The sequence below is a fragment of the Sphingomonas hankookensis genome (assembly GCF_022664465.1).
Lineage (GTDB): Bacteria > Pseudomonadota > Alphaproteobacteria > Sphingomonadales > Sphingomonadaceae > Sphingomonas > Sphingomonas hankookensis.
Genome location: NZ_JAKREV010000002.1, coordinates 723,099 through 744,393, shown reverse-complemented (window position 1 = coordinate 744,393; position 21,295 = coordinate 723,099). Strand labels below are relative to the sequence as shown.

Sequence of the window (21,295 nt, the reverse complement as noted above, 5' to 3'; positions counted from 1 at the left end):
GAACTTCGTGAACTTTGGGGCGGCGCGATGATCGAATCGCTGCTGATCGCCAACCGCGGCGAGATCGCGCGCCGCATCCTCCGCACCGCCCGCCGGCTGGGGGTGCGGACCATCGCCGTCCATAGCGATGTCGATGCCGGCCTGCCGTTCGTCGCCGAAGCCGACGAGGCGGTCTGCATCGGCCCCGCCCCGGCGCGTGAGAGCTATCTCGATCAAGCCAAGATTCTCGCCGCCGCCCGCGCTACCAACGCCGCGGCGATCCATCCCGGCTATGGCTTCCTGTCCGAAAATGCCGAGTTCGCCGACGCCGTCGTCGCTGCCGGCCTCGTCTGGGTCGGCGCACCCGCATCCGCGATCCGCGCGATGGGGCTGAAGGACGCCGCCAAGGCGCGGATGATCGCCGCCGGCGTACCCGTCACCCCCGGCTATCTCGGCGAGGACCAGTCGCCCGAACGCCTTCGCGCCGAGGCCGATGCCATCGGCTATCCGGTCCTCATCAAGGCCGTGGCCGGCGGCGGGGGCAAGGGCATGCGCCGCGTCGACGACGCGCACGCCTTCGCCGACGCCCTAGACAGCTGCCGCCGCGAAGCCGCCGCGTCGTTCGGCGACGACCGCGTCCTGATCGAGAAATACATCCTCTCGCCGCGCCATATCGAGGTGCAGGTGTTCGGCGACGCCCATGGCGGCGCCGTCCACCTGTTCGAGCGCGACTGCTCGCTGCAACGCCGCCACCAGAAGGTGATCGAGGAGGCCCCGGCTCCCGGCATGGATGCGGAGACCCGCGCCTCGGTCTGCGACGCCGCCGTCCGCGCCGCCCGCGCGGTCGATTATGTCGGGGCGGGCACGATCGAATTCATCGCCGACGCCTCCGCCGGCCTGCGCGCCGACCGCATCTGGTTCATGGAAATGAACACCCGGTTGCAGGTCGAACACCCCGTCACCGAGGCGATCACCGGCACCGACCTCGTCGAATGGCAGCTGCGCGTCGCCTCGGGCGAGCCCTTGCCAAAGCGGCAGGACGAGCTGTCGATCACCGGCTGGGCGATGGAAGCGCGGCTCTATGCCGAGAACCCGGCGACCGGCTTCCTGCCTTCCACCGGCCCGCTGACGCATCTGAAGCTCCCCACCGACATCCGCGTCGATGCCGGGGTGGAACAGGGCGATGCCGTCACCCCGCATTACGATCCGATGATCGCCAAGCTGATCGTCCACGCCCCCAACCGCGCCGCCGCCGCCGCGAAGCTCACCCGCGCCGCCGCGTCGGTACAGGTCTGGCCGGTGCGCACCAACGCCGCCTTCCTCGCCCGCTGCGCCGCCGATCCCGACTTCGTGGCCGAGCGGATCGACACCGGCTTCATCGAACGCCACGCCGACCGGCTGGTCCCCGATGGCAGCGCGTCGGATGCCGTCGCCGGAGCCGCCGCAGCGGCTTTGGTCCAGCGCGACCCGACCGACCCGTGGCGCGCGCTCCCCGGCTTCCGCCTGAACGCCGCGCTCGACGACCGCGTGGCGGTATCGATCGGCGGCGGCACCCGGCTCGCCACCCCCGCCACGGCCGGCACGACCGCGCAGGTCGGCGCCGAGCGCGTCCTGTTCGCCGACGGCGAAGCCTTCCCCTTCGCCGCGCCGGTCGCGGGGCAGGGCGGGGGTGCTTCGGCGGGCGACGGCGCGATCCTCTCGCCGATGCCCGGCCGCATCGTCGCGGTCGAGGTCGCGGCGGGCGACCGCGTCTCCGCCGGCCAGCGGCTGGTGGTGCTGGAGGCGATGAAGATGGAACAGGCGTTGCTCAGCCCGTTCGACGGCATCGTCGCCGACCTGTCCGCCGCAACCGGGGCGCAGGTCGCCGAAGGCGTCGTCCTCGCCCGCATCGAAAAGGACGCCGCATGACCGGACGCTTCTACGACGATTGGCAGGTCGGCGACCGGATCGACCACCCGATCCGCCGCACCGTGACCGAGACCGACAACCTGCTGTTCTCGGCGATGACCCACAACCCGCAGCCGCTGCACATCGATGCCGAGGCGGCGAAGGCGTCGGAGTTCGGCCAGATCCTCGTCAACGGCACGTTCACCTTCGCGCTGATGGTCGGGCTGTCGGTCGGCGAGACGACGCTCGGCACGCTCGTCGCGAACCTCGGCTACGACCAGCTGGTCATGCCCAAACCCGTCTTCCTCGGCGATACCCTGCGCGCCACGACCGAGATCACCGCCTTGAAGGACAGCCGCTCGCGCCCCGATGCCGGGATCGTCACCTTCACCCACGAACTGCACAACCAGCGTGGCGAGGTCGTCTGCCGCTGCCTGCGCACCGCCCTGCTGAAGCGCCGCGCATGAAGCTCCGCTCGCTGCTGTTCGTCCCCGGCGACCGCCCCGATCGTTTCGCCAAGGCTGCCGCGAGCGGCGCCGATGCGCTGATCCTCGACCTCGAGGACGCCGTCGCCGCCTCCGCCAAGGACACCGCGCGTGCCGCGGTGCGCGCGTGGCTCGGGGAGGGGGCGTCGCTGCCGCGCATCGTCCGGATCAACCCGGTCGACGGCCCGCTCGCCGCCGCCGACCTCGCGGCACTCACCGGCACCCGCCCGGACGCGATCATGGTCCCGAAGGCGGAGGGTGCCGCGACGATCGCCACGCTCGACGCGCTGCTCGGCCCGCACGGCCTTGCCGATATCCCCCTGCTGCCGATCGCGACCGAAACCCCCGCGGCGATCTTCCATCTCGGCAGCTATGGCGCGGTCACCCACCGCCTCGCCGGGCTGACGTGGGGCGCGGAGGACTTGCCCGCCGCGATCGGCGCCGCCACCTCGCGCGAGGATGATGGCCGCTACACCGCACCCTATGAACTGACCCGCTCGCTCACCCTGTTCGGCGCACACGCCGCCGGGGTCGCGGCGATCGACACCGTCTATCCCGCGATCCGCGACGAAGCCGGCCTCGCCGCCTATGCCGCACGCGCCGCACGCGACGGCTTCACCGGCATGATGGCGCTGCACCCGGCACAGGTTGCGACGATCAACGCCGCCTTCACCCCCGATGCGCAGGCGATCGCGCGGGCACAGGCGATCGTCGACGCCTTTGCCGCGAACCCCGGCGCCGGCGCGCTACAGGTCGACGGCCGCATGGTCGACGCGCCCCACCTGAAACAGGCGCGACGGATACTAGCGTTGGCTTCCTGAGCGCCCGCCACAAACGTCATCCCAGCGCAGGCTGAGATCTCCCCGTTACGACGCGGCGCTCCTGGCCGCAGGAGACCCCAGCCTGCGCTGGGGTGACGATGCTATGGCTCACTCCACCGGCGGCGCAGGCGGCGGCGCCGCCAGTTTCCTGAGCGCCGCAGTCCGCTCGCGCTCCACCGCCGCCCGATCCGCCGCCAGCCGCTTGCGCACCGCCAGATAGTGCAGCGCCGCGCGCCGGTCCTCCTCCGACAGCGTCGTCGCCGGCAGTTGCTGCGCCGCTTCGTCGAGCGCGGCGCTGGTCGGTACCGGCGTCGCGGGCGGCAGGCCGGCATGGCCCTGCGACGCGATATCGTACCAATGCGCCGCCGCCTGCGAGAAATCGGGCAGCGTCGCCGCGACCGCATCGAACCGCTCGACCGCCATCGCGTGCCGCACCAGTTCCGCCTCGATCGGCAGCAGCGCGCGTTCGGCCAGCAGCATCCGCAGCATCGCCGCATCGCGGTCGAACCGTGCCCATGCGGCATGGTTGAAGCCGTGCTGGCTACGCTGCAGCGTCAGCGCGCGCAGCACCTCGCCCCGGTCGGGCCGCTGCCACAGCCAGCCGATCCCCTGAATCGCGAACCAGCCCCACGCCACCAGCGCGAACCCGGCCAGCGCCAGCAGCACTACCCGCCATCCCGGTTGCCCGGCCGATCCCGCAGCGATCCCGACGACCAGCGCGGCGACGGCGCCCGCCGCCAGTCCCAGGCGTGGATCGCGATACCATGTGTCGCGCAACCGGCTTCTCCCCTGTGTCCGCTTCGACCGGCGATCCTAGCAGCGATCGCACCGGCGTCGACCCTGCGTGTCGATCGACCCGTGCCGGATCGGGGCGGTCGTCAGGCGGCGCGGCGCAACCGGTCGCGCCCTTCGGCCTTGGCGGCATAGAGTGCGCGGTCGGCCGCGCGCAGCACCGCCGTCGCACTGTCATTGCCGTCGATCGCGGCGATCCCGGCGCTGACTGTCAACTCGACGATCGACGGGCCGTGGCGCAGCTTGGTCGCGGCCAGCGTCGTGCGCAGCCGCTCGCACAGGCTATGCGCCTGTTCGATGCCGGTATCGGGGAACAGGATGCCGAATTCCTCGCCGCCCAGCCGCGCGACGACGTCGCCCTCGCGCATCACTCCGCGCGCCATGCGGGCGAACGCCTGCAACACCTTGTCGCCGGTATCATGGCCGAACCGGTCGTTGACCGTCTTGAAATGGTCGATGTCGAACACCGCGACACAGCCCGCGATGGCGTGCCCGCCGGCTGCGATCCGCGCCGCCAAGGCCGCATCGAACACCCGTCGGTTGGCGAGGCCCGTCAGCGGGTCGGTCGAAGCCGCGCGCGACAATTCGGCCTCGCGCGACTTGCGGTGCGACACGTCGCGGATCATCGACACCGTGCCGCCGACCATGCCGTCGCCATCCAGCACCGCACGGGTATGCGTTTCGAACCAGCGCTGCGCCCCGCCATGCACCCGGGCGCGATATTCGACGATCTGCGTGCCGCGCGGGTCGGCGATCGCGTCGCGATGCGCGGTCATCACCACCATCCGGTCGACGCGGTCGACCAGGTCGAACACCATTTGTCCCGTCAGCCCGGCCGGATCGGTCCCGGTGATCTGCTCGAACGACGGCGACACATACCGAATGCGCCCATCGATATCGACGCTCAAGACGATATCGGTCGAATGATCGGCAAGCAGACGATAGCGCGCCTCGCTCTCCCCCAGCCGCCGGTACAGCGCCTGCCGCCGGCTGAGATCGGCCGCGACCGGAAAGGCGGTCAGCACGGTGCACGCCAGATAGAGTTGCAGGAACTCCATCCGCGTCTGGATCCCGCTGCCCAGGAAATTGCCCGGTCCCATGTCGTGCAGCGTCGCATAGCCGCCGACCAGCGCCAGCACGACCGACGACGCGCCCGCACCGATCAGCCCCAGCCGGAACGTCGTCAGCATGACTGGCAGGATCGGCAGGAACAGCAGCGGCACATGGTCCTGTCCGAACACCCCGACCGCGACGACGGTCGTCGCACCGATCAGCAACACCCCCTCCAGCCGCAACGGATGCGGCGCATCGCGCCACCATCGCCGGATCGCACCCGACAGGATCAGCGAGATGACCGGGGTGAGCGAAATCATGCTCAGGCTATGCCCGACGAACCATAGTCGCCATTGCTGTTCGAACGGCAGGTCGTATCCGATGGCGACCGTCGTTGCCGCGATCGTAGCGCCCAGGGCCGGCCCGGCGATCCCGACGGCGGCGACGAACCGCCCGACCCGCTCCAGCGAGGCCAGAAACCCGCGCCGCACGCGCAGCCGGTTGAACAGCCATGCCGCGACCCCGACCTCACCGACCCGGGCGGCGGCCATCGGCAGTGCGAAGATCGCGCCGAAACCGAATATGCTCGACGCCGCGACGCTGCCGATCGTCGCCCCGATCAGGATCGGCCCCCATTGCCGCCGCGACCGTCCGATCAGCATCGCCAGCAGGAACGGCGTGGCGGGCGACATGGTCAACAGCCCGCCATGCCGGTTCATCGCCATCGCGAACCCGGCCAGCAGAAAATAGATCAGGGCGGTAAAGAGCCCGATCCGTTGCCTGCTGATCCACGTCGCCATGCCGACGTCATGTACCGGCCGACGTTAATGCCAAGTGTAACCAATTACGAATTGGCGCTAATTTGGTCGTATTTGTCGCGCTTTCGCTGCCCGAACAGCAATTTTCGTTCAAGATGGTGGCGCAGCGCTGCGTAATAGGCTTCGAGAAACGCCAGGTCTGCGCCCTCGTCGGTCCGGCCCAGCTTGCGGCGGATCGCGGTGGACACGGCGAACAGGTCGGACCGGTCGTTCCGCCGCAGCACGTCTTCCAGCCGTTGCAGCTCGAACGCGCCATAGGCGTCCAGTTCGGCCGCCGTGAACGGCGCGATCCGCGCCATGTCCTTTTCATGCGCGGTCTGGATCAGCAGGTCCTCGCCCAGCTTGCGCACCTCGCGCTCCACCACCCATGTCCCTGCGATCAGGTCGCCCGCGCGCAACCGGTCGCGGTTGAAGACGGGCAGGAACAGCAGGATCAGCGCCCATCCCAGCGCCAGCGTCGCGGTCCACGCGGTCGCCATCCCCTCGGCAAAGGCGAAGAGGAGGAAGAACAGCGGCAGGAACACCTCGATCTCACGCATCAGGTTGCGCGCCATCACCGCCGCGCCGGTCAGCCGCGCGCCGCTGCGCGACACGACCCTGAGCTTCATCAGCCGCTTGCCCGGCGTCGCCGCGCGCCGCCCCGCCTCGAACAGGACGAAATAGAAATTGCGCAGCAGGAAGAAGCCGAGCAGCCACACGACCGCGTAGAGCGACGACGCGCCGCTCGGGCCGCCGCTCACCAGCGCAAGGATCAGCAGCGACGCCCCGATCAGCACCGCCAGCATGATGATCGCATCGATCAGGAACGCGCTGGCCCGCGCCCCCGCCGACCCCAGCCGCAGGTTCAGCGGCACACCCTCGGGCGTGACCAGTTGCCGGTCGAGCGTGCGGGGTGCCCGCGGCTTGCGGGCCTTGCGCTCACGCCGCGCCACGACGGCCCCCGAAGGTGAAATAGAGCGTCCACAGCGCCAGCATCGTCCCGCCGATCGCCAGCCGCGCGCTGTCGTCGGTCACCAACTGGCGCGCGAACCCTTCGAGGAGTCCGGCGATCAGCAGCATCAGGATGACGCCGATCATCACGATCGCGCCGCGCGTCCCCGCATCGGCCGCCGCCGCCATCCGCGTGCGTTCTCCCGGAAAGGCGACCGCGCGCCCGATATGCATCCCCGCGGCGGTGGCGATGGCGATCGCGCCGATCTCGGTCGTGCCGTGGATCATCAGCCACGCGAAAAACCCCCAGCCGAGGCCATGCGGCACGAACGCGGCGAACATCGCACCCGCAAGCGCACCGTTCTGCACCGCGAGGATGATCGTGGGGATACCGAACAGGAAGCCGAGCGCGAACGCCATGATCGACACCTGCGAGTTATGCGTGAACAGGAATGTCGCGAAGATTTCCAGTCCGCTCTCGTTCGGTTCGCCATAGATCGATTCCCGCAGCGTCGCCGCGCTGGCGTTCATGTCGCGCCCGCTCGCCATTTCAGGCGAGATCATCGCCGAATACCATGCCGGATCGGTACGGACGAGGTGATAGGACGCAACCGCGCTCAGGATCAGCAGCGCGGTGGCGAGCAGCAGTTCGGGGGCGATCGCCCGCACCGATCGCGGCCACAATGTCGTGAAGAACGCCTTCACCTGCCGCAACCACGGTTCGCGCGCCGAATAGAGCGCGAAATAGGCGCGGGTCGACAGCGCCTCCAGATACCCGACCAGCGATGCGTCGAGCGACGTCGCCCGCGCGATCGACAGCGACGACAGCGTGGCGCGGTACAGGCGGGGCAGGTCGACCAGATCCTCGTCGGACAACCGGCGGGGCGACTTCGCCTCCAGCTTGCCGAGCAGCTCCTCCAGCCGCGCCCAGTCGGCCTCGCGCTCGGCGCGGAAATGGCGCGTGGCAAAGGTGACGGTCATCGGCCGCGCTCCCGGTGGTTCACATAGCGTTCGACCAGTGCCAGCGGCATCGCGTCCGCCGTCGCCTCGATCACGTCGATGCCCATCCGCCGCAGCCGTTCGATGACGATCGCCCGGTCGCGCAGCAGCAGTTGCGCGACGTTCGCGCGCACCAGATCGTCGGCGCTTTGCGGCGCATGGTCCCGCAGCCCCTCCAGCTCGGTATCGCGGAACAGCACGAACAATACGCGGTGGCGCTTCAGCATCCGCTGCGCCGCCGCCAGCATCAATTCGGCGCTGGTCGTGTCTGTGAATTCGGTGAACAGCACGATCAGCGCCCGCCGGTCGAGCTTCTGGTCGAGCGTGACGAGGCCGAGCGTATAGTTGCTCTCCTCCACGCCGTAATCGATGTCGGCGGCGGCGTGGTGCAGCCGGGCGAAGCCGCGCGTGCCGCCCGTGATGCTGCCGCTGTCGACCTGCGGGCGTGCCGCGAACGAATAGAGCCGCACCCGGTCGCCCGACTTCAGCGCCACGAACGCGGCGAGCAGCGCGGACGACACCGCCCGGTCGATCCGCGGCACGTCGCCGACCGGATCAGTCATCGCCCGACCGGCATCGACCGCGAACACGATCATGTTGTCGCGTTCGGTGTGGAATTCGCGTGCCAGCAGCGATGCGTGGCGCGCCGATGCCTTCCAGTCGATCGCGCGGCGCTCCATGCCCGGCTGGAACTCGGTCAGCACCTGGAAATCCTGCCCGTCGCCATGGTCGCGGCGCAGGCGATTGCCCGCCGACACGCTGTTCAGATACTGGCGCATCCCCTGATCGCGCACCGGGCGGATATCGGGCAGGACCGGAATCGCGCGATCGGACTTGGCGCTTACCTGCCGCCACGCCAGCCCCATCGGCCCGGCACGCCGCGCCCAGAGCCGCCGCAGTTGCGCCTTGCCGCGCCGCATCGCGCGGAACCTGCCCGGCGCGGTGCGGTCGACCGGCCCATCGAACTCGGCCGCGATATCGTCGCTGCCCAGCGTGAAGCCTTCGCCGATATTCAGCGTCGCGGGCAGGGTCGGCATCGCCAGCGCCGGCTTCTTCGCCAACAGCGCATCGGCGACGATCAACAGCACCAGCCCCAAAATCCAGATCGGCGCGGCGATCCACGCCGCCGGCGCCACGACGCCCAGCGCCAGCCCGACCGGCGCGGCGAGCGCGGTCAGCTGGATCGCGCGGGGCGTGGGCACGATCATCGCGGCGCGTCGACCGATGCGATCAGGCTGGCGACGACATCCTCGACCCGCCGCCCGTCGATCTCGGCGCTGGGCGACAGGATCAGCCGGTGGCGCAGCAGTGCGGGCGCCAGCGTCTTCACATCGTCGGGCAGCACATAGTCGCGCCCGTCGAGCGCGGCACATGCCCGCGCCGCCGCCGCCAGCGCGGTTGCGGCGCGCGGAGAGGCGCCCGACGACAGATCGCCATGCTCGCGCGTCGCGCGGATCAGCCGGACGATATAGTCGACGACCTCCTCGACCAGTCGCACCTGACCCACCGCATCGATCGCGGCGGCGATCGCGCCGGCGTCGGCGACCTGTTCGACGCCCGAATCCTGCGGGGCGGGGGTGCCGGTGCGCGTGCCGTACTGCGCGACGATCGCACGCTCGGCTTCCAGCTCGGGCCACCCGATCGCGATCTTGAACAGGAACCGGTCGAGCTGCGCCTCGGGCAGCGGATATACGCCCTGCTGCTCGATCGGGTTCTGCGTCGCGACCACGGTGAAGCGGTCGGACAAATGCTCGGTCCGCCCGTCGATGGTGATGCGGCGCTCCTGCATCGCCTCCAGCAGCGCCGCCTGCGTCTTGGGCGGGGTGCGGTTGATCTCGTCGGCCAGCAGCAGTTCGCAGAACACCGGCCCGCGAGTCAGTGCGAATTGCGACGTCTGGAAATTGAACAGGTTGGACCCGATGATATCGCCCGGCATCAAATCCGGCGTGAACTGGATGCGCCCGAAGTCGAGGCCCAGCGTGCGCGCGAAACTCTGCGCCAGCAGCGTCTTGGCGGTGCCCGGCGGCCCTTCCAGCAGGACGTGACCGGCCGAGAACAGCGCGATGGTCAGCAGCCGGACGGCGCCCGCCTGTCCCACCACCGCCTTTGCGATCTCCCGGTCGATCGCCGATCCCAGCGACCGTACCTCGTCGAGCGTCATGCGCCTGTTTCCTTCTTCCATGCGGTCAGGTCTTTCGCCGCCGCCAATGCCTCGCTTTTGGTGCGGGCATCGCGCAGGCGACGGTCGATATCGGAATAGCCGGGATGCACCCGGTCGAGCCGTTCGGCTGAGGGCGTCTCGCCGATCAGCAACCGGCGCGACACGACCTCCAGCATCGTGTCGGCATAGTGCGGCCCCGCCTGCGGCGTACGTCCCGCCAGCCGGGTCAGCGCCACGATATTGTCGATCAGCGCGCGCTTGCCCGCCGCCACCGCGCGCTTTTCGGCGATCGGCGGCCCGAACCGACCGGCCGCAGCGATCCCCGCCAGCACGGCTGCGGCGATCAGCGCCAGCGTGACCCCCAGGAACGGCGGCAGGAACAGCAGCTTGACGAGATTGCGGTCGCCGCGCGCATAATGCAGCGACTTGTCGAACACCGCGCGTCCGTCATTTTCGGGATCGATCGCACGCAGCATGGCGAGCGCTGCCTTCGCATTGCGCTCGTCCGCCAGCGCGCGGTTGTTGACCAGATCGGGGTCGACCAGCACGAACGTATCGCTGCTGCCGACCTGCCCCAGCACCGCCGCCCCGTCGCGCGCCCCGATCAGCGGATAGATCGTCTTGCCCAGCACCGCGCTCACTGGCCGGTCGGGCAGCGCGAACGGCCGCAGCGCGGGATATTCCTCGGCCGCGATGCCGATATCGCTGCGGTACTCGACATGGCGGTCGGATTCGGTCGGGATCAGCCGCGACACCTTGTACCCGTTCACCTCGCCGGTGCGCTGCACCCGGTCCTGCAACGGCAGCTTTTCGACCTGCCATTTGGGCAGGATGATGAGGGTCGGATAGCGCAGCGGCGCCGCATCCTCGTCGTCATCATCCGACGCCACTTCGGCGAGCGATATGCGTTTGTCGACGATCGCCTTCACATCCTCCGGACGGGTCGCCTCGGTCGGGGTCAGGATCAGGATCGCCGACGTGACCTGCGGTTCCCCGGGCGCGCTCCGTGGCGGCTGCACCGCATCGACCAGCCGCTTGAACGCATGATAACCCGCGCCATCCTTGCGGTCGGCGGCGGGGGCGTCGCCCGCCACCCGCGCGATCTCGTCGCCGAACCCCGACATCAGGATCGATGCCAGCAGCAGCAGCGCGCCGCCGATCACCAGGATCACGACCGTACGGACGGCGAAGGGCGACGACGACTGGTTCATCGCGCACCCTTCAACGCGAACCCGGCATAATCGGCGCGCGCCTGCTGCCAGTCGCCCGCATCCAGCGCGCGTCCGCCGAACAGGCTGCGCTCGACCGCCGCCACGATCCCGGCGAACACGCCGCGCGCATTCTCGGGCAGCGCATCGGCGCGGGCGATGTCGCGGCTGGTATCGGCCGGGCGCACCACATCGCCGCGCCACGCGACGATATCGTCGATGCTGCGGAACAGCAGCAAATGGACCGCCTCGTCATAGCGTCCCTCGCCGGCCAGCGCGTCGGCATCCTCCAGCAGCGCACGGGCGCGCGTCTCGGTCGGCACCCATATCGGGGCCTCCTCGACCGCCCGCCGCCCGAACTTCTCGACCAGCCATTCGCGCAACCCCGGCACGACCGCGAAGAGCAATGCGACGACGATGGCGATGCCGACGACCCACAGGATCACGCGCCAGCCGCCACCGACCCATTCGACGAAATTGCCGATCGCGCGCAGCGCCGGTTCCAGCCATTCGGGCGGCGGGTCGCGCGGCGGTACGGCCTTTTCGGGCAGGTCGAACTGGATCGATCCATCGGCGCGGATTGCCTTCCACGCGGCATCGACCTTTGCGGAATCGATCGGCGGCGCCGACGCGGCGGCATGGCCCATGCTCTCCGCGACCTGATCCCCCGCCAACGACCATTCCCCCGTCGCCGTGCTGGCGTCGCGATGCTTGGAGCAAATCGCCGATTTACATGCAACGCTTTTCCACCCAAGTTTCGGGCGACGGGCCGGGGGCGGCGCCGGGGGGAGTGATGATGACGGCCATGATGGCGCTCGGGATACTGGTGCTGGTGCTCCCGCTCGTGGCCCTCGCGATCATCCTTGTCGGGGCATGGCGGGAAGGGCGGCGATCGCCCTACGCCTTCGGCGTCGGACGGGTGATGTCGAACAGCTTCGCCGCGGTCGGCGGCGCGCCGCTGGTCTTCCTTGGGGGCAGCTTCGTCCTCAACGCCCCGTCCGCGTTGATGCCGCTCCTGCTGGGGGGCAGTCCCGACGCGAAATGGGGGGTGTTCGGCGGTGCGGGTATCATCGGGCTGCTGCTCTGGCCGTTCGTGCAACTGGCGCTGACCCGGCTCGCGCTCGATACGCTCGCCGGGCGCGCCGCCGATCCCGGGGCGGCGTTCGCGCTGGCCGGGCGACGGCTGTTGCCGGGACTGGGGCTGGTCCTCCTCAGCGCGATCGGGCTGGCGGTGGGGTTCCTGCTCCTCTTCGTGCCGGCGATCATCCTGTTGCTGACGTGGTTCGTCGTCCTGCCGGTGATGGTCGGCGAAGGGCGCGGCGTCTTCGACTGTTTCGCCCGCAGCGGCGAACTGATGCGCGGGATGCGCTGGCGCCTGCTGCTGTTGCTGCTGATCGCGCTGCTGTTGTGGACGCTGCTTGCCGCGCTGGGGCAGGGGGTGGCGGCGGCCATCGGCGGCGTGAACGGTCTCTGGCCGGCGGCGATCGTCCGGCTGGTCACCGGCACGCTTACCGGCATGTTGCAGGCGGCCGGCGCCGCCGCCGTCTATCACGAAGTCCGTACCGCGAAGGAAGGATCGGGCAGCCACGACCTGTCCGACGTCTTCGCCTGACAAGAACGATAAGAAGGGGAGTTTTCCGCGTGATCCGAACGTTGACGATGGTGGCACTGGCCGCCGGGCTGGTCGCCTGTACCGGCGATGGCAAGGAGGTGCGCTCCGCCTCGGCCGACGCGCCCAAGGGCAAGGGGCCGGGCGCGGGCAAGGGCTATGACCACGACCCGTTCCCCTCGACCTATCGCGCCTATCCGGGGCGGCCGACGCTGGTCACCAACGTCACCATTTACGATGGTGAGGGCGGGCGGATCGATCGGGGATCGGTGCTGTTTCGTGACGGCAAGATCGTCGAGGTCGGCCAATCGATCGCCGCCACCGACGGCGTGATCGTGATCGACGGGCAGGGCAAATGGGTGACGCCCGGCATCATCGACGTCCACAGCCATCTCGGCGACTATCCCAGCCCCGGCGTCGACGCGCATAGCGACGGCAACGAGATGACCGGCCCGGTCACGGCCGAGGTCTGGGCCGAACACAGCGTCTGGCCGCAGGACCCGGGTTTCGCCCGCGCGCTGACCAATGGCGGCGTCACCACGCTACAGGTCCTGCCCGGCTCCGCCAATTTGATGGGCGGCCGCTCGGTCACGCTCAAGAACGTCTATGGCCGCACGATGCAGGCGATGAAGTTCCCCGGCGCGCCCTATGGCCTGAAAATGGCGTGCGGCGAGAATCCGAAGCGCGTCTATGGGTCGAAGGGGCGGATGCCCTCGACCCGCATGGGCAATGTCGCGGTCGATCGCGCGACGTGGCTCAGGGCGCGCGAATACGACCGCAAATGGGACAAGTACGAGGTCGACGGCGGCGACGCCCCGACCCGCGACATCGCGATGGACACGTTGCGCGGCGTGCTCGACGGCGAAATCCTCGTCCACAACCATTGCTACCGCGCCGACGAAATGGCGATCGTCATGGATATGGCGCAGGAGATGGGGTACAAGGTCACCGCCTTCCACCACGCCGTCGAAAGCTACAAGATCGCCGATTTGCTGAAGGCGCGCGGCGTCTGCTCGGCGGTCTGGGCCGACTGGTACGGCTTCAAGATGGAAAGCTACGACGCGATCGGTGAGAACCTCGCGATCCTCGACCGGCAGGGTGCCTGCGCGATGATCCATTCCGACGACGCCAATGGTATCCAGCGCCTCAACCAGGAAGTGGCGAAGGTCATCGCCTCGGCCAAGCGCGCCGGCATGGCGGTGACCCCCGAACATGCGTGGACGTGGCTGGCGATCAATCCGGCGCGGGCGCTGGGCGTCGATCAGGTCACCGGCTCGCTCAAACCCGGCAAGATGGCCGATGTCGTGCTGTGGAACGGCGATCCGTTCAGCGTCTATACCCGGCCGGAAAAGGTGTGGGTCGACGGCGCGCTGCTGTTCGACGCCAATGATGCGCGGATACGCCCGGTGTCCGATTTCGAACTCGGCCAGCCCGGCGAAGGGGATGTGAAGTGAAGCGCCTGTTCCTCGCCGCGCTGCTCGCCGGCACCACCGCCGTTCCCGCCGCCGCGCAGGACGTGACCATCACCAATGCGAAGCTCGTGCTCGGCGACGGATCGGCCCCGATCGAGGGCGGCACCGTCGTCATTCGCGGCGGCCGCGTCGTCTCGGCCGGGCGCGGTGGCGCCGTGGCGGGCGGCAAGACGATCGACGCCGGCGGACGCTATGTCACGCCCGGCATCGTCGCCGGCTTCACCCGTCTGGGCATCATCGAGGTCGACGGCGTGTCGACCACCAACGACGCATCCGCGCGCGACAGCGTGTTTAACGCCGGGCTCGACATTGCCTCGGCGGTGAATCCGCGGGCGACGCCGATCGCGATCAACCGCACCGACGGCGTGACCCGCGCGATCGTCGCGCCCGACAATGCCGGCTCGATCTTCGCGGGGCAGGGCGCGGTCATCGACCTCGGTAACGACATGGACGCGCTCACCCGTCCGCGCGCCTTCCAGTTCATGGAATGGGGCGAAAGCGGCGCGCGGGCGGCGGGCGGCAGCCGGCCGGCGGCGATGGCGATGTTCCGCAACGCGCTGTTCGAGGCGCAGGCCTATGCCCGCAACCCGGCCAGCTTCGCCGATCGCGGCAAGGAAGCGCTGCTCACCCGCACCGATGCCGAAGCGTTGCAGCGCGTCCTGTCGGGGCAGGTGCCGCTGCTGATCCATGTCGAGCGCGCCTCCGACATTTTGGGCGTGTTGGCGATGAAGCGCGAATTTGCTGGCCTGAAACCCGTGCTGGTCGGCGCGAGCGAAGGCTGGACCGTGGCGCAACAGATCGCGGCAGCGAACGTGCCCGTGCTGGCCAGCGCGCTGTCCGACCTGCCCGCCAGCTTCGAACAGCTGGCAGCCACCCAGTCGAACATCGGCCGGATGAAGGCCGCCGGGGTCGTCGTCGGCATCGGCACGATCGGCGACGACGAAGCGCGGCAGGCGCGGCTGGTGCGGCAATATGCCGGCAACCTCGTCGCGCTGTCGAAGATCCCGGGGGCTGCCGGGCTCGACTGGGGCGCCGCCTTCGCCACGATCAGCTCGCTACCCGCGCGGACGATCGGGATGGAGGGGGAAATCGGCTCGCTCACCCCCGGCCGCCGCGGCGACGTGGTGATCTGGGACGGCGATCCGTTGGAGATCGGCTCGGTCCCGACCCAGCTGTTCATCGACGGCATCGAACAGCCGCTCACCAACCGTCAGACAAGGTTGCGCGACCGCTACCTTGTGCCGGCCGAACAGGGGCTGCCCAAGGCCTATCAGCGCTAGGCTCAACCCTTTGTAGGACGGAACCCGCAGGCGTCGTCGTTGTTTGTCCGGAACGACGGCGCCGGCGGCGCGGCTTTTAGGGGAGAGACGAGATGCGGGCACTGCTGATGATGCTGGGCGGATCGCTGATGCTGGCCGCGTGCGGCCCCAATGCGGAACAGCAGGCGCAATCAAATGCGGCAGCGGTCGCCAATGCACAGGAAGCGCAGGAGATGGCGACCAAGGTCGACGCCCTGTCGCCTGGCCAGCGCGACGGCGTCTTCATCCGCGCGATCCGCGACGCCGGCCTGCCGTGCCAGGGCGTGACCAAATCCGAAAAGGGCGAAAAGCCCGGCAGCTGGGTCGCCACCTGCCAGGAAGGATCGCGCCACATCATCACCTTCGGCGCCAACGGCATGGCGAACGTGACCAGCTTCACGCCGCAGCCCCCGGCGCAGCGGTAATCTACCCTTCGCCGCCAACTCCCTCTCCCATCGGGAGAGGGAGGGAGGCGCGCAGCGCCGGAAGGGTGAGGGCGAGCGCAGGCGATCGAGATCGACCCTATCGCGGCTCGAACACCGACCACCCGGTCCGCTGCACCAGCCGCTCCAGCGCCACCGTCCCCAGCTGCGAATTGCCGCGTTCGTTCAGCCCCGGCGACCACACCGCGACCGACGCCACCCCCGGCACGATCGCCAAAATTCCCCCGCCAACCCCGCTCTTGCCCGGCAACCCGACGCGGAACGCGAACTCGCCCGACCCGTCATAATGGCCGCAGGTCAGCATCAGCGCGTTGATCCGCCGCGCGCGCTGCGCCGACACGACATGATGCCCGGTCGTCGGATTGATCCCGCCGGCCATCAGATACCGCCCGGCCAGCGCCAGCTGCCGGCAACTCATCGCCAGCGCGCACTGGTGGAAATATACGCCCAGCGTGACGTGCGGATCATGGTGCAGATTGCCGAACGCGCGCATGTAGCTGGCCAGCGCGAGGTTGCGAAAGCCCGTATCCTGCTCGGCCTTCGCCACGCCTTCGTCGATGAAGATGCCGTCCTCCCCCGCCGCCGCGCGGACGAAGCGCAGCAGCTCGCCCAGCGCCTCGCGCGGTTCGTAGCGGCCGAGCAGGATATCGGCGACCACGATTGCCCCGGCATTGATGAACGGGTTGCGCGGAATGCCGTGTTCGCTTTCCAGCTGCACGATCGAATTGAACGCGCTGCCCGATGGCTCGCGCCCGACCCGCCGCCACAGCTGATCCCCCACCGCACCCAGCGCCAGCGTCAGCGCGAACACCTTCGACACCGACTGGATCGAGAAACTTTCCTCGGCATCGCCCGCCAGATGGCACGTCCCGTCCGCTTCGATCACCGCCATCCCGAACCGCTTCGGGTCCACGCGGGCAAGCGGCGGGATATAGTCGGCGGGCGTGCCCCGGTCGGGGGCATCGGCCATCTCGGCGGCAATGTCGGCGACGATCTGCGACAGGTTCATGGGGCAGGGGTGTAGGCGACCCGGCCGGGCGGCGGAAGCGTCGCGTCAGCGCTTGCGCAGGAACCGCACCGCCAGCCGCCGCCGCACCGGTTCGTCATACAGCGTCAGGCTGGCCTGCGCGATCAGCAACGCTGCCGCCAGCACCCCCGCGCCGACCATCGCGCCCATCATCGGCGTCGGCTTCGCATCGGCGACCCATGCGGTGTAGCAATAGATCAGCGGGAAATGGGTGATGTAGAGCGGAAACGACAGCCCGCCGAACAGCCGCGCGACGCGCACCGCCTGGCCGTCGGCGCGCTTCTCGCCCGCACCGATCGCGACGATCAGCGGGAACAGCAGGATGACGCAGGCCGCCTCGTACAGCCCGTTCAGCCACAGCCGTTCGGTCCCGCCGAACCGCGGCAGGCTGAGCGCAACGACCAGCAGTGCGCTGCCGACTGCAAAGCCATGGCGCAGATGGATCGTCGCGCGGGTCCGGCACAACAACACCCCGGCAAAGAATGGAAACAACATCCGCGTCATTCCGATGCCGACCCCGCTGAAGCTCAGCGCCCAACCGCCGATCACGTCGCCACGATCGCCGAAGACCGCCAGCTGGATCAATGCCAGTGCCGCCGCCACGACGAACACCGCCATCGACCGGTTGGACAGTTTGCGAAAGCCCGCCGCATACAGCGCATTGGCGATATATTCGTAGAACAGCGACCATTGCGGCCCATTGAGCGGATAGATTTCGTCCCAACCGCGAATGTCGCGCGCCATCGGCAACGGGATCATGGTGAACCCCAGCAGCATGACCGCGACGACCTGCATCGCCGACGCGTCCGCCACCTTCGGGAACACCGACGATTGCTGGGCGGCGAACAGCAGCGCGCCGATCACCCCGCCCAATATCACCATGGGCTGCAACCGGATCAGCCGCCGTTTCCAGAAATCTCACGCCGTCATGCCGCCCCAGCGATCGTCATAGGCGTAGGCGACGACGAAGCCCGACAGCAGGAACAAGAAATCGACCGCCAGATAACCGTGGTTGATGACCTGCACCTGCGGATCGCCGTGCGCGAAGGGCTCGCACAGGTGGAACAGCACGACCATCAGCGCCGCGACCCCGCGCAGCCCGTCGAGGATCGCATAATGTCCCTTGCCCGGTGCCGCGGCGTCGGTGGCGGTGGCAGCGCTGTCAGCGATCATCGCCGCGTTGTGCGCGAAGGGGCACGACCATGCAACCGTTCGACCGGCTGACCGGTAACCGCGGACAGGTGGAACTGTCGGGTGGATAAATGGTTGAATTGAGGGTGAAAGATTGCCGGGAACGGCGATGTGCGCTTGCCGGACACCGCCCTATCCGGCACGTTCACCCGGTTGCCATGGGAGAATGACGATGTCCGCTGCTACCCTGCTCGCGCTGATGCTCCAGTCCGTACCGGCCGGCGGCACGCATTACGCCGAATCCTATCCGCTTCAGGGGGTCGAAACCGTCGCTTGGGAGAACGAGATCAACTTCTTCCAGAATTACGACCGCAACCGGAACGACGTCGTTGACGCTCGCGAACTGGCGACGATCGCGGCCAATGCGGATCGCCAGCTGGCGCGGCGCACGCCCGAGCAGAAGGGCAAGCTGATCGCCGCGATGGATGCGGCGTTCGCGAAACTCGACCGCAACGGCGATGGCCGCGTCACCCGGACGGAGTTCCAGCAGGCGAACCGGACCAGCTGATCGATCCGCCGGGGCGAGGGGCGGCGTTCAGGCCAGCCCCTTCAACCGGTACAGCGCCTCCATCGCCTCGCGCGGCGACATCGCGTCGACGTCCAGCCCCGCCAGCGCCTCGCGCAAGCCATCGACCGGCGATTCCTCGACCACCGCCATCGCCGCGAACAGCGGCAGGTCGTCCAGCCCCGCCGCGATGCCACCGGTCTTGGCCTTGCCCGCCTCCAGCTTCGCCAGCACCGCCTTTGCGCGCTGCAGCGTCGCCGGCGGCAATCCGGCCAACCGCGCCACCGCGATGCCATAGCTGCGATCCGCCGGCCCTTCGGCCAGTTCGTGGAGCAGCACCAGATCGCCCTTCCACTCGCGCGCGCGGACATGGTGCAGCGACAGCGCGTCGCACCGTTCGGCCAACCGGGTCAGTTCGTGATAATGGGTCGCGAACAGGCAGCGGCAGCGATTATCCTCGTGGATCGCCTCGACCACTGCCCATGCGATCGCCAGCCCGTCATAGGTCGACGTGCCGCGCCCGACCTCGTCGAGGATCACGAACGATCGCGGCGTCGCCTGTGCGAGGATCGCCGCCGTCTCGACCATCTCGACCATGAAGGTCGACCGCCCCCGCGCGAGATTGTCCGACGCGCCGACCCGGCTGAACAACCGGTCGACCAGCCCCAGCGTCGCCGACGTGGCGGGGACGAAGCTGCCCGCCTGCGCCAGCACGACGATCAGCGCATTCTGCCGCAGGAAGGTCGATTTGCCGCCCATGTTCGGCCCCGTGACCAGCCACAGCCGCGAATCCTCCGACAACCGGCAGTCGTTGGCGACGAACCGCCCGCCGCTCTTCGCGACCGCGCTTTCGACTACCGGATGCCGCCCGCCGACGATGTCGAGGCAGCTATGATCGACCAGCTCCGGCCGCGCCCAGCCGCCCTCCGCCGCGCGTTCGGCCAGCGCCGCGGTCACGTCGATCCGCGCCAGGGCATCCGCCGTCGCCGCTACGCTCTCCCGCACCGCCAGCGCGCTCTCGGTGAACGCCTCCAGATGCGCCGCTTCCGCCGCCAGCGCGTGGGCACCGGCCTGCGTCACCTTCAGCGCCGCCTCGTGCAGGTCGGGCGCGTTGAAGCGGACCACCCCGGCCAGCGTCTGCCGATGGGTGAAGCCGCTATCCTGCGCCATCAGCTTGTCGGCGGCGCGCGCCGGCACCTCGACATGATAGCCGAGCACGCCGTTATGCCGGATTTTCAGCGCCGAAATCCCGGTCCGCTCGCGATACTGCGCCTCCAGCGCGGCGATCGCCCGCCGGCCGCCCGCCCCGGTATCGCGCAGCGCATCCAGCGCGGCATCATACCCCTCGGCGATGAACCCGCCCGCCGCCGCATCGATCGGCGGCATCGGCACCAGCCCGCGCGTCAGCAGCTCGATCAACGCGCCATGTCCGCGCAACCGCGGCGCGAGTTCTGCCACCAACGGCGGCACCGCCGGCAACTGTTCGATCCGTTGCCCCAACGTCCACGCCGCGCTCAACCCGTCGCGCAACTGCCCCAGATCGCGCGGCGAACCCCGGCCCGCCGCGATCCGCCCCAGCGCTCGCCCGATATCGGGCAACGCCCTGAGCGCGGTGCGCAGTTCGTCGCGCAGACCGGAATCGTCATGCGCCCAGCCGACCGCCGCCAGCCGCCCCTCGATCATTGCCCGGTCCATCAGCGGCGCGGCGATATCGCTCGCCAACAACCGCGCGCCGGCACCGGTCACCGTCCGGTCGATCTCCGCCAGCAAACTGCCCGCGCGCATCCCCGCAGCGGTCCGCGTCAGCTCCAAACTCTCGCGCGTCGCCGCATCGATCGCCATGCACTGCCCATCCGCCGCACACACCGGCGGGCGCAGAAACGGCATCTGTCCGCGCGCATTATGGTCGAGATAGGCGATCAGCCCGCCCGCCGCCGCCAGCGCCGCGCGCGAAAACTGCCCGAACCCGTCGAGCGTCGCCACGCCGTGCAGCGCCTTCAACCGCGCTTCGCCGGTCGCGCTGTCGAAATCGGCTTTCGCCCGCAGCAACGTCGCGACCTCGGCAAAGGCGCTAGTCTCCGCCGCGACCACCTCGACCGCCTGCAACCGCGCGAGCGCGGCGGTCAGCCCGGCGGCGTCGGTCTCGATCACCTCGAACCGCCCGGTCGATACATCGGCAGCCGCGATCGCGACCCCGCCGGCCGCCTCACCGATGCACGCGCACCAGTTCGCCGCGCGCGCATCGAGCAACGCCTCTTCGGTCAGCGTGCCCGCCGTCACCACCCGGACGATCGCCCGCGCCACCAGCGCCTTCGACCCACGGGCCTTTTTCGCCTCCTCCGGGCTCTCGACCTGTTCGGCGATGGCGACGCGGTGCCCGGCCTTGATCAGCCGCGCCAGATACCCCTCGGCCGCATGCACCGGCACGCCGCACATCGGGATCTTCGATCCCTCATGCTCCCCGCGCGCGGTCAGCGCAATGTCGAGGCACGCGGCGGCGATCTTCGCATCGTCGTGGAACAGCTCGAAAAAATCGCCCATGCGATAAAAGAGCAGGCAGTCGTCGGCCTCCGCCTTCAGCGCCAGATATTGCTGCATCATCGGGGTGGGGGCGGGG

The 21,295-nt window shown here is 69.3% G+C and carries 18 protein-coding genes and 1 pseudogene; 8 read left to right on the top strand and 11 right to left on the bottom strand.

The features are described 5' to 3' along the window. The first annotated feature begins 27 nt into the window (after positions 1 to 27). The 3 genes from MF610_RS08995 to MF610_RS08985 are packed head-to-tail and all read left to right on the top strand — an operon-like array spanning position 28 to position 3,172. Positions 28 to 1,887, top strand: coding sequence for an acetyl/propionyl/methylcrotonyl-CoA carboxylase subunit alpha (locus MF610_RS08995; protein ID WP_242195093.1), 1,860 nt, complete (start codon positions 28 to 30; stop codon positions 1,885 to 1,887). Further along, the gene (locus tag MF610_RS08990; protein ID WP_242195091.1) at positions 1,884 to 2,333 is read left to right on the top strand and encodes a MaoC family dehydratase; all 450 of its coding nucleotides are present in this window, start codon (positions 1,884 to 1,886) and stop codon (positions 2,331 to 2,333) included. The genes MF610_RS08995 and MF610_RS08990 overlap by 4 nt, the downstream gene beginning before the upstream one ends. Continuing rightward, on the top strand, positions 2,330 to 3,172 hold the full coding sequence (locus MF610_RS08985) for an HpcH/HpaI aldolase/citrate lyase family protein (RefSeq protein WP_242195089.1): 843 nt from the start codon (positions 2,330 to 2,332) through the stop codon (positions 3,170 to 3,172). Before MF610_RS08990 ends, MF610_RS08985 begins: the two co-directional genes overlap by 4 nt. 108 nt (positions 3,173 to 3,280) lie before the next feature. Here the strand turns inward: MF610_RS08985 and MF610_RS08980 are convergent, their stop codons facing one another. The 8 genes from MF610_RS08980 to MF610_RS08945 form a co-directional block, all read right to left on the bottom strand. Continuing rightward, positions 3,281 to 3,949 (bottom strand): hypothetical protein, encoded by a 669-nt coding sequence (locus MF610_RS08980; RefSeq protein WP_242195086.1) that lies wholly within the window; start codon positions 3,947 to 3,949, stop codon positions 3,281 to 3,283. 101 nt (positions 3,950 to 4,050) lie between these two features. Further along, positions 4,051 to 5,817: a sensor domain-containing diguanylate cyclase gene (locus MF610_RS08975; protein WP_242195084.1), complete on the bottom strand. Its 1,767-nt coding sequence runs from the start codon at positions 5,815 to 5,817 to the stop codon at positions 4,051 to 4,053. A 44-nt stretch (positions 5,818 to 5,861) separates the two neighbouring features. After that, positions 5,862 to 6,767: an RDD family protein gene (locus MF610_RS08970; RefSeq protein ID WP_242195081.1), complete on the bottom strand. Its 906-nt coding sequence runs from the start codon at positions 6,765 to 6,767 to the stop codon at positions 5,862 to 5,864. After that, entirely contained in the window at positions 6,754 to 7,746 is a 993-nt protein-coding gene (locus MF610_RS08965; RefSeq protein WP_242195078.1) for a stage II sporulation protein M, read from the bottom strand. Before MF610_RS08965 ends, MF610_RS08970 begins: the two co-directional genes overlap by 14 nt. Further along, positions 7,743 to 8,972, bottom strand: a complete 1,230-nt coding sequence (locus tag MF610_RS08960; RefSeq protein WP_242195075.1) for a DUF58 domain-containing protein — start codon at positions 8,970 to 8,972, stop codon at positions 7,743 to 7,745. Before MF610_RS08960 ends, MF610_RS08965 begins: the two co-directional genes overlap by 4 nt. Next, positions 8,969 to 9,925 carry an AAA family ATPase gene (locus MF610_RS08955; RefSeq protein ID WP_242195072.1) on the bottom strand — a complete coding sequence of 319 codons (957 nt, stop codon included), beginning with the start codon at positions 9,923 to 9,925 and terminating at the stop codon, positions 8,969 to 8,971. The genes MF610_RS08960 and MF610_RS08955 overlap by 4 nt, the downstream gene beginning before the upstream one ends. Next, the gene (locus MF610_RS08950) at positions 9,922 to 11,136 is read right to left on the bottom strand and encodes a hypothetical protein (protein WP_242195069.1); all 1,215 of its coding nucleotides are present in this window, start codon (positions 11,134 to 11,136) and stop codon (positions 9,922 to 9,924) included. Before MF610_RS08950 ends, MF610_RS08955 begins: the two co-directional genes overlap by 4 nt. Beyond that, entirely contained in the window at positions 11,133 to 11,807 is a 675-nt protein-coding gene (locus tag MF610_RS08945) for a DUF4129 domain-containing protein (protein WP_242195065.1), read from the bottom strand. The genes MF610_RS08950 and MF610_RS08945 overlap by 4 nt, the downstream gene beginning before the upstream one ends. 59 nt (positions 11,808 to 11,866) lie before the next feature. On the opposite strand from MF610_RS08945, the gene MF610_RS08940 reads away from it, so the two are divergent. From MF610_RS08940 to MF610_RS08925, 4 genes are all read left to right on the top strand, one after another. Next, a complete protein-coding gene (locus tag MF610_RS08940) occupies positions 11,867 to 12,745 on the top strand; it encodes a hypothetical protein (RefSeq protein ID WP_242195064.1) in 879 nt (292 codons plus the stop codon). A gap of 47 nt (positions 12,746 to 12,792) precedes the next feature. Further along, positions 12,793 to 14,196: an amidohydrolase gene (locus MF610_RS08935; protein WP_242195339.1), complete on the top strand. Its 1,404-nt coding sequence runs from the start codon at positions 12,793 to 12,795 to the stop codon at positions 14,194 to 14,196. Further along, on the top strand, positions 14,193 to 15,494 hold the full coding sequence (locus tag MF610_RS08930) for an amidohydrolase family protein (protein WP_242195061.1): 1,302 nt from the start codon (positions 14,193 to 14,195) through the stop codon (positions 15,492 to 15,494). The genes MF610_RS08935 and MF610_RS08930 overlap by 4 nt, the downstream gene beginning before the upstream one ends. A gap of 92 nt (positions 15,495 to 15,586) precedes the next feature. Beyond that, positions 15,587 to 15,937 carry a hypothetical protein gene (locus MF610_RS08925; RefSeq protein ID WP_242195058.1) on the top strand — a complete coding sequence of 117 codons (351 nt, stop codon included), beginning with the start codon at positions 15,587 to 15,589 and terminating at the stop codon, positions 15,935 to 15,937. Between the two features lie 97 nt (positions 15,938 to 16,034). Here the strand turns inward: MF610_RS08925 and MF610_RS08920 are convergent, their stop codons facing one another. Continuing rightward, the gene (locus tag MF610_RS08920; protein ID WP_242195055.1) at positions 16,035 to 16,964 is read right to left on the bottom strand and encodes a glutaminase; all 930 of its coding nucleotides are present in this window, start codon (positions 16,962 to 16,964) and stop codon (positions 16,035 to 16,037) included. Positions 16,965 to 17,009: 45 nt separating this feature from the next. After that, a pseudogene (locus MF610_RS08915) lies at positions 17,010 to 18,155 on the bottom strand (acyltransferase family protein). 190 nt (positions 18,156 to 18,345) lie between these two features. On the opposite strand from MF610_RS08915, the gene MF610_RS08910 reads away from it, so the two are divergent. Beyond that, positions 18,346 to 18,681, top strand: coding sequence for an EF-hand domain-containing protein (locus MF610_RS08910; RefSeq protein ID WP_242195052.1), 336 nt, complete (start codon positions 18,346 to 18,348; stop codon positions 18,679 to 18,681). Between the two features lie 27 nt (positions 18,682 to 18,708). Here MF610_RS08910 and mutS read toward each other — a convergent pair whose 3' ends face one another. Next, complete coding sequence (gene mutS / locus MF610_RS08905; RefSeq protein WP_242195333.1) at positions 18,709 to 21,279, bottom strand: DNA mismatch repair protein MutS; 2,571 nt, start codon at positions 21,277 to 21,279, stop codon at positions 18,709 to 18,711. Between the last annotated feature and the right edge of the window lie 16 nt (positions 21,280 to 21,295).

Coding starts and splice junctions, on each gene's coding strand:
- MF610_RS08985 (WP_242195089.1), top strand. CDS start 2,330: ATGAAGCTCCGCTCGCTGCTGTTCGTCCCCGGCGACCGCCCCGATCGT.
- MF610_RS08975 (WP_242195084.1), bottom strand. CDS start 5,817: ATGGCGACGTGGATCAGCAGGCAACGGATCGGGCTCTTTACCGCCCTG.
- MF610_RS08955 (WP_242195072.1), bottom strand. CDS start 9,925: ATGACGCTCGACGAGGTACGGTCGCTGGGATCGGCGATCGACCGGGAG.
- MF610_RS08910 (WP_242195052.1), top strand. CDS start 18,346: ATGTCCGCTGCTACCCTGCTCGCGCTGATGCTCCAGTCCGTACCGGCC.
- MF610_RS08960 (WP_242195075.1), bottom strand. CDS start 8,972: ATGATCGTGCCCACGCCCCGCGCGATCCAGCTGACCGCGCTCGCCGCG.
- MF610_RS08995 (WP_242195093.1), top strand. CDS start 28: ATGATCGAATCGCTGCTGATCGCCAACCGCGGCGAGATCGCGCGCCGC.
- MF610_RS08950 (WP_242195069.1), bottom strand. CDS start 11,136: ATGAACCAGTCGTCGTCGCCCTTCGCCGTCCGTACGGTCGTGATCCTG.
- MF610_RS08990 (WP_242195091.1), top strand. CDS start 1,884: ATGACCGGACGCTTCTACGACGATTGGCAGGTCGGCGACCGGATCGAC.
- MF610_RS08920 (WP_242195055.1), bottom strand. CDS start 16,964: ATGAACCTGTCGCAGATCGTCGCCGACATTGCCGCCGAGATGGCCGAT.
- mutS (WP_242195333.1), bottom strand. CDS start 21,279: ATGATGCAGCAATATCTGGCGCTGAAGGCGGAGGCCGACGACTGCCTG.
- MF610_RS08925 (WP_242195058.1), top strand. CDS start 15,587: ATGCGGGCACTGCTGATGATGCTGGGCGGATCGCTGATGCTGGCCGCG.
- MF610_RS08965 (WP_242195078.1), bottom strand. CDS start 7,746: ATGACCGTCACCTTTGCCACGCGCCATTTCCGCGCCGAGCGCGAGGCC.
- MF610_RS08935 (WP_242195339.1), top strand. CDS start 12,793: ATGGTGGCACTGGCCGCCGGGCTGGTCGCCTGTACCGGCGATGGCAAG.
- MF610_RS08940 (WP_242195064.1), top strand. CDS start 11,867: ATGCAACGCTTTTCCACCCAAGTTTCGGGCGACGGGCCGGGGGCGGCG.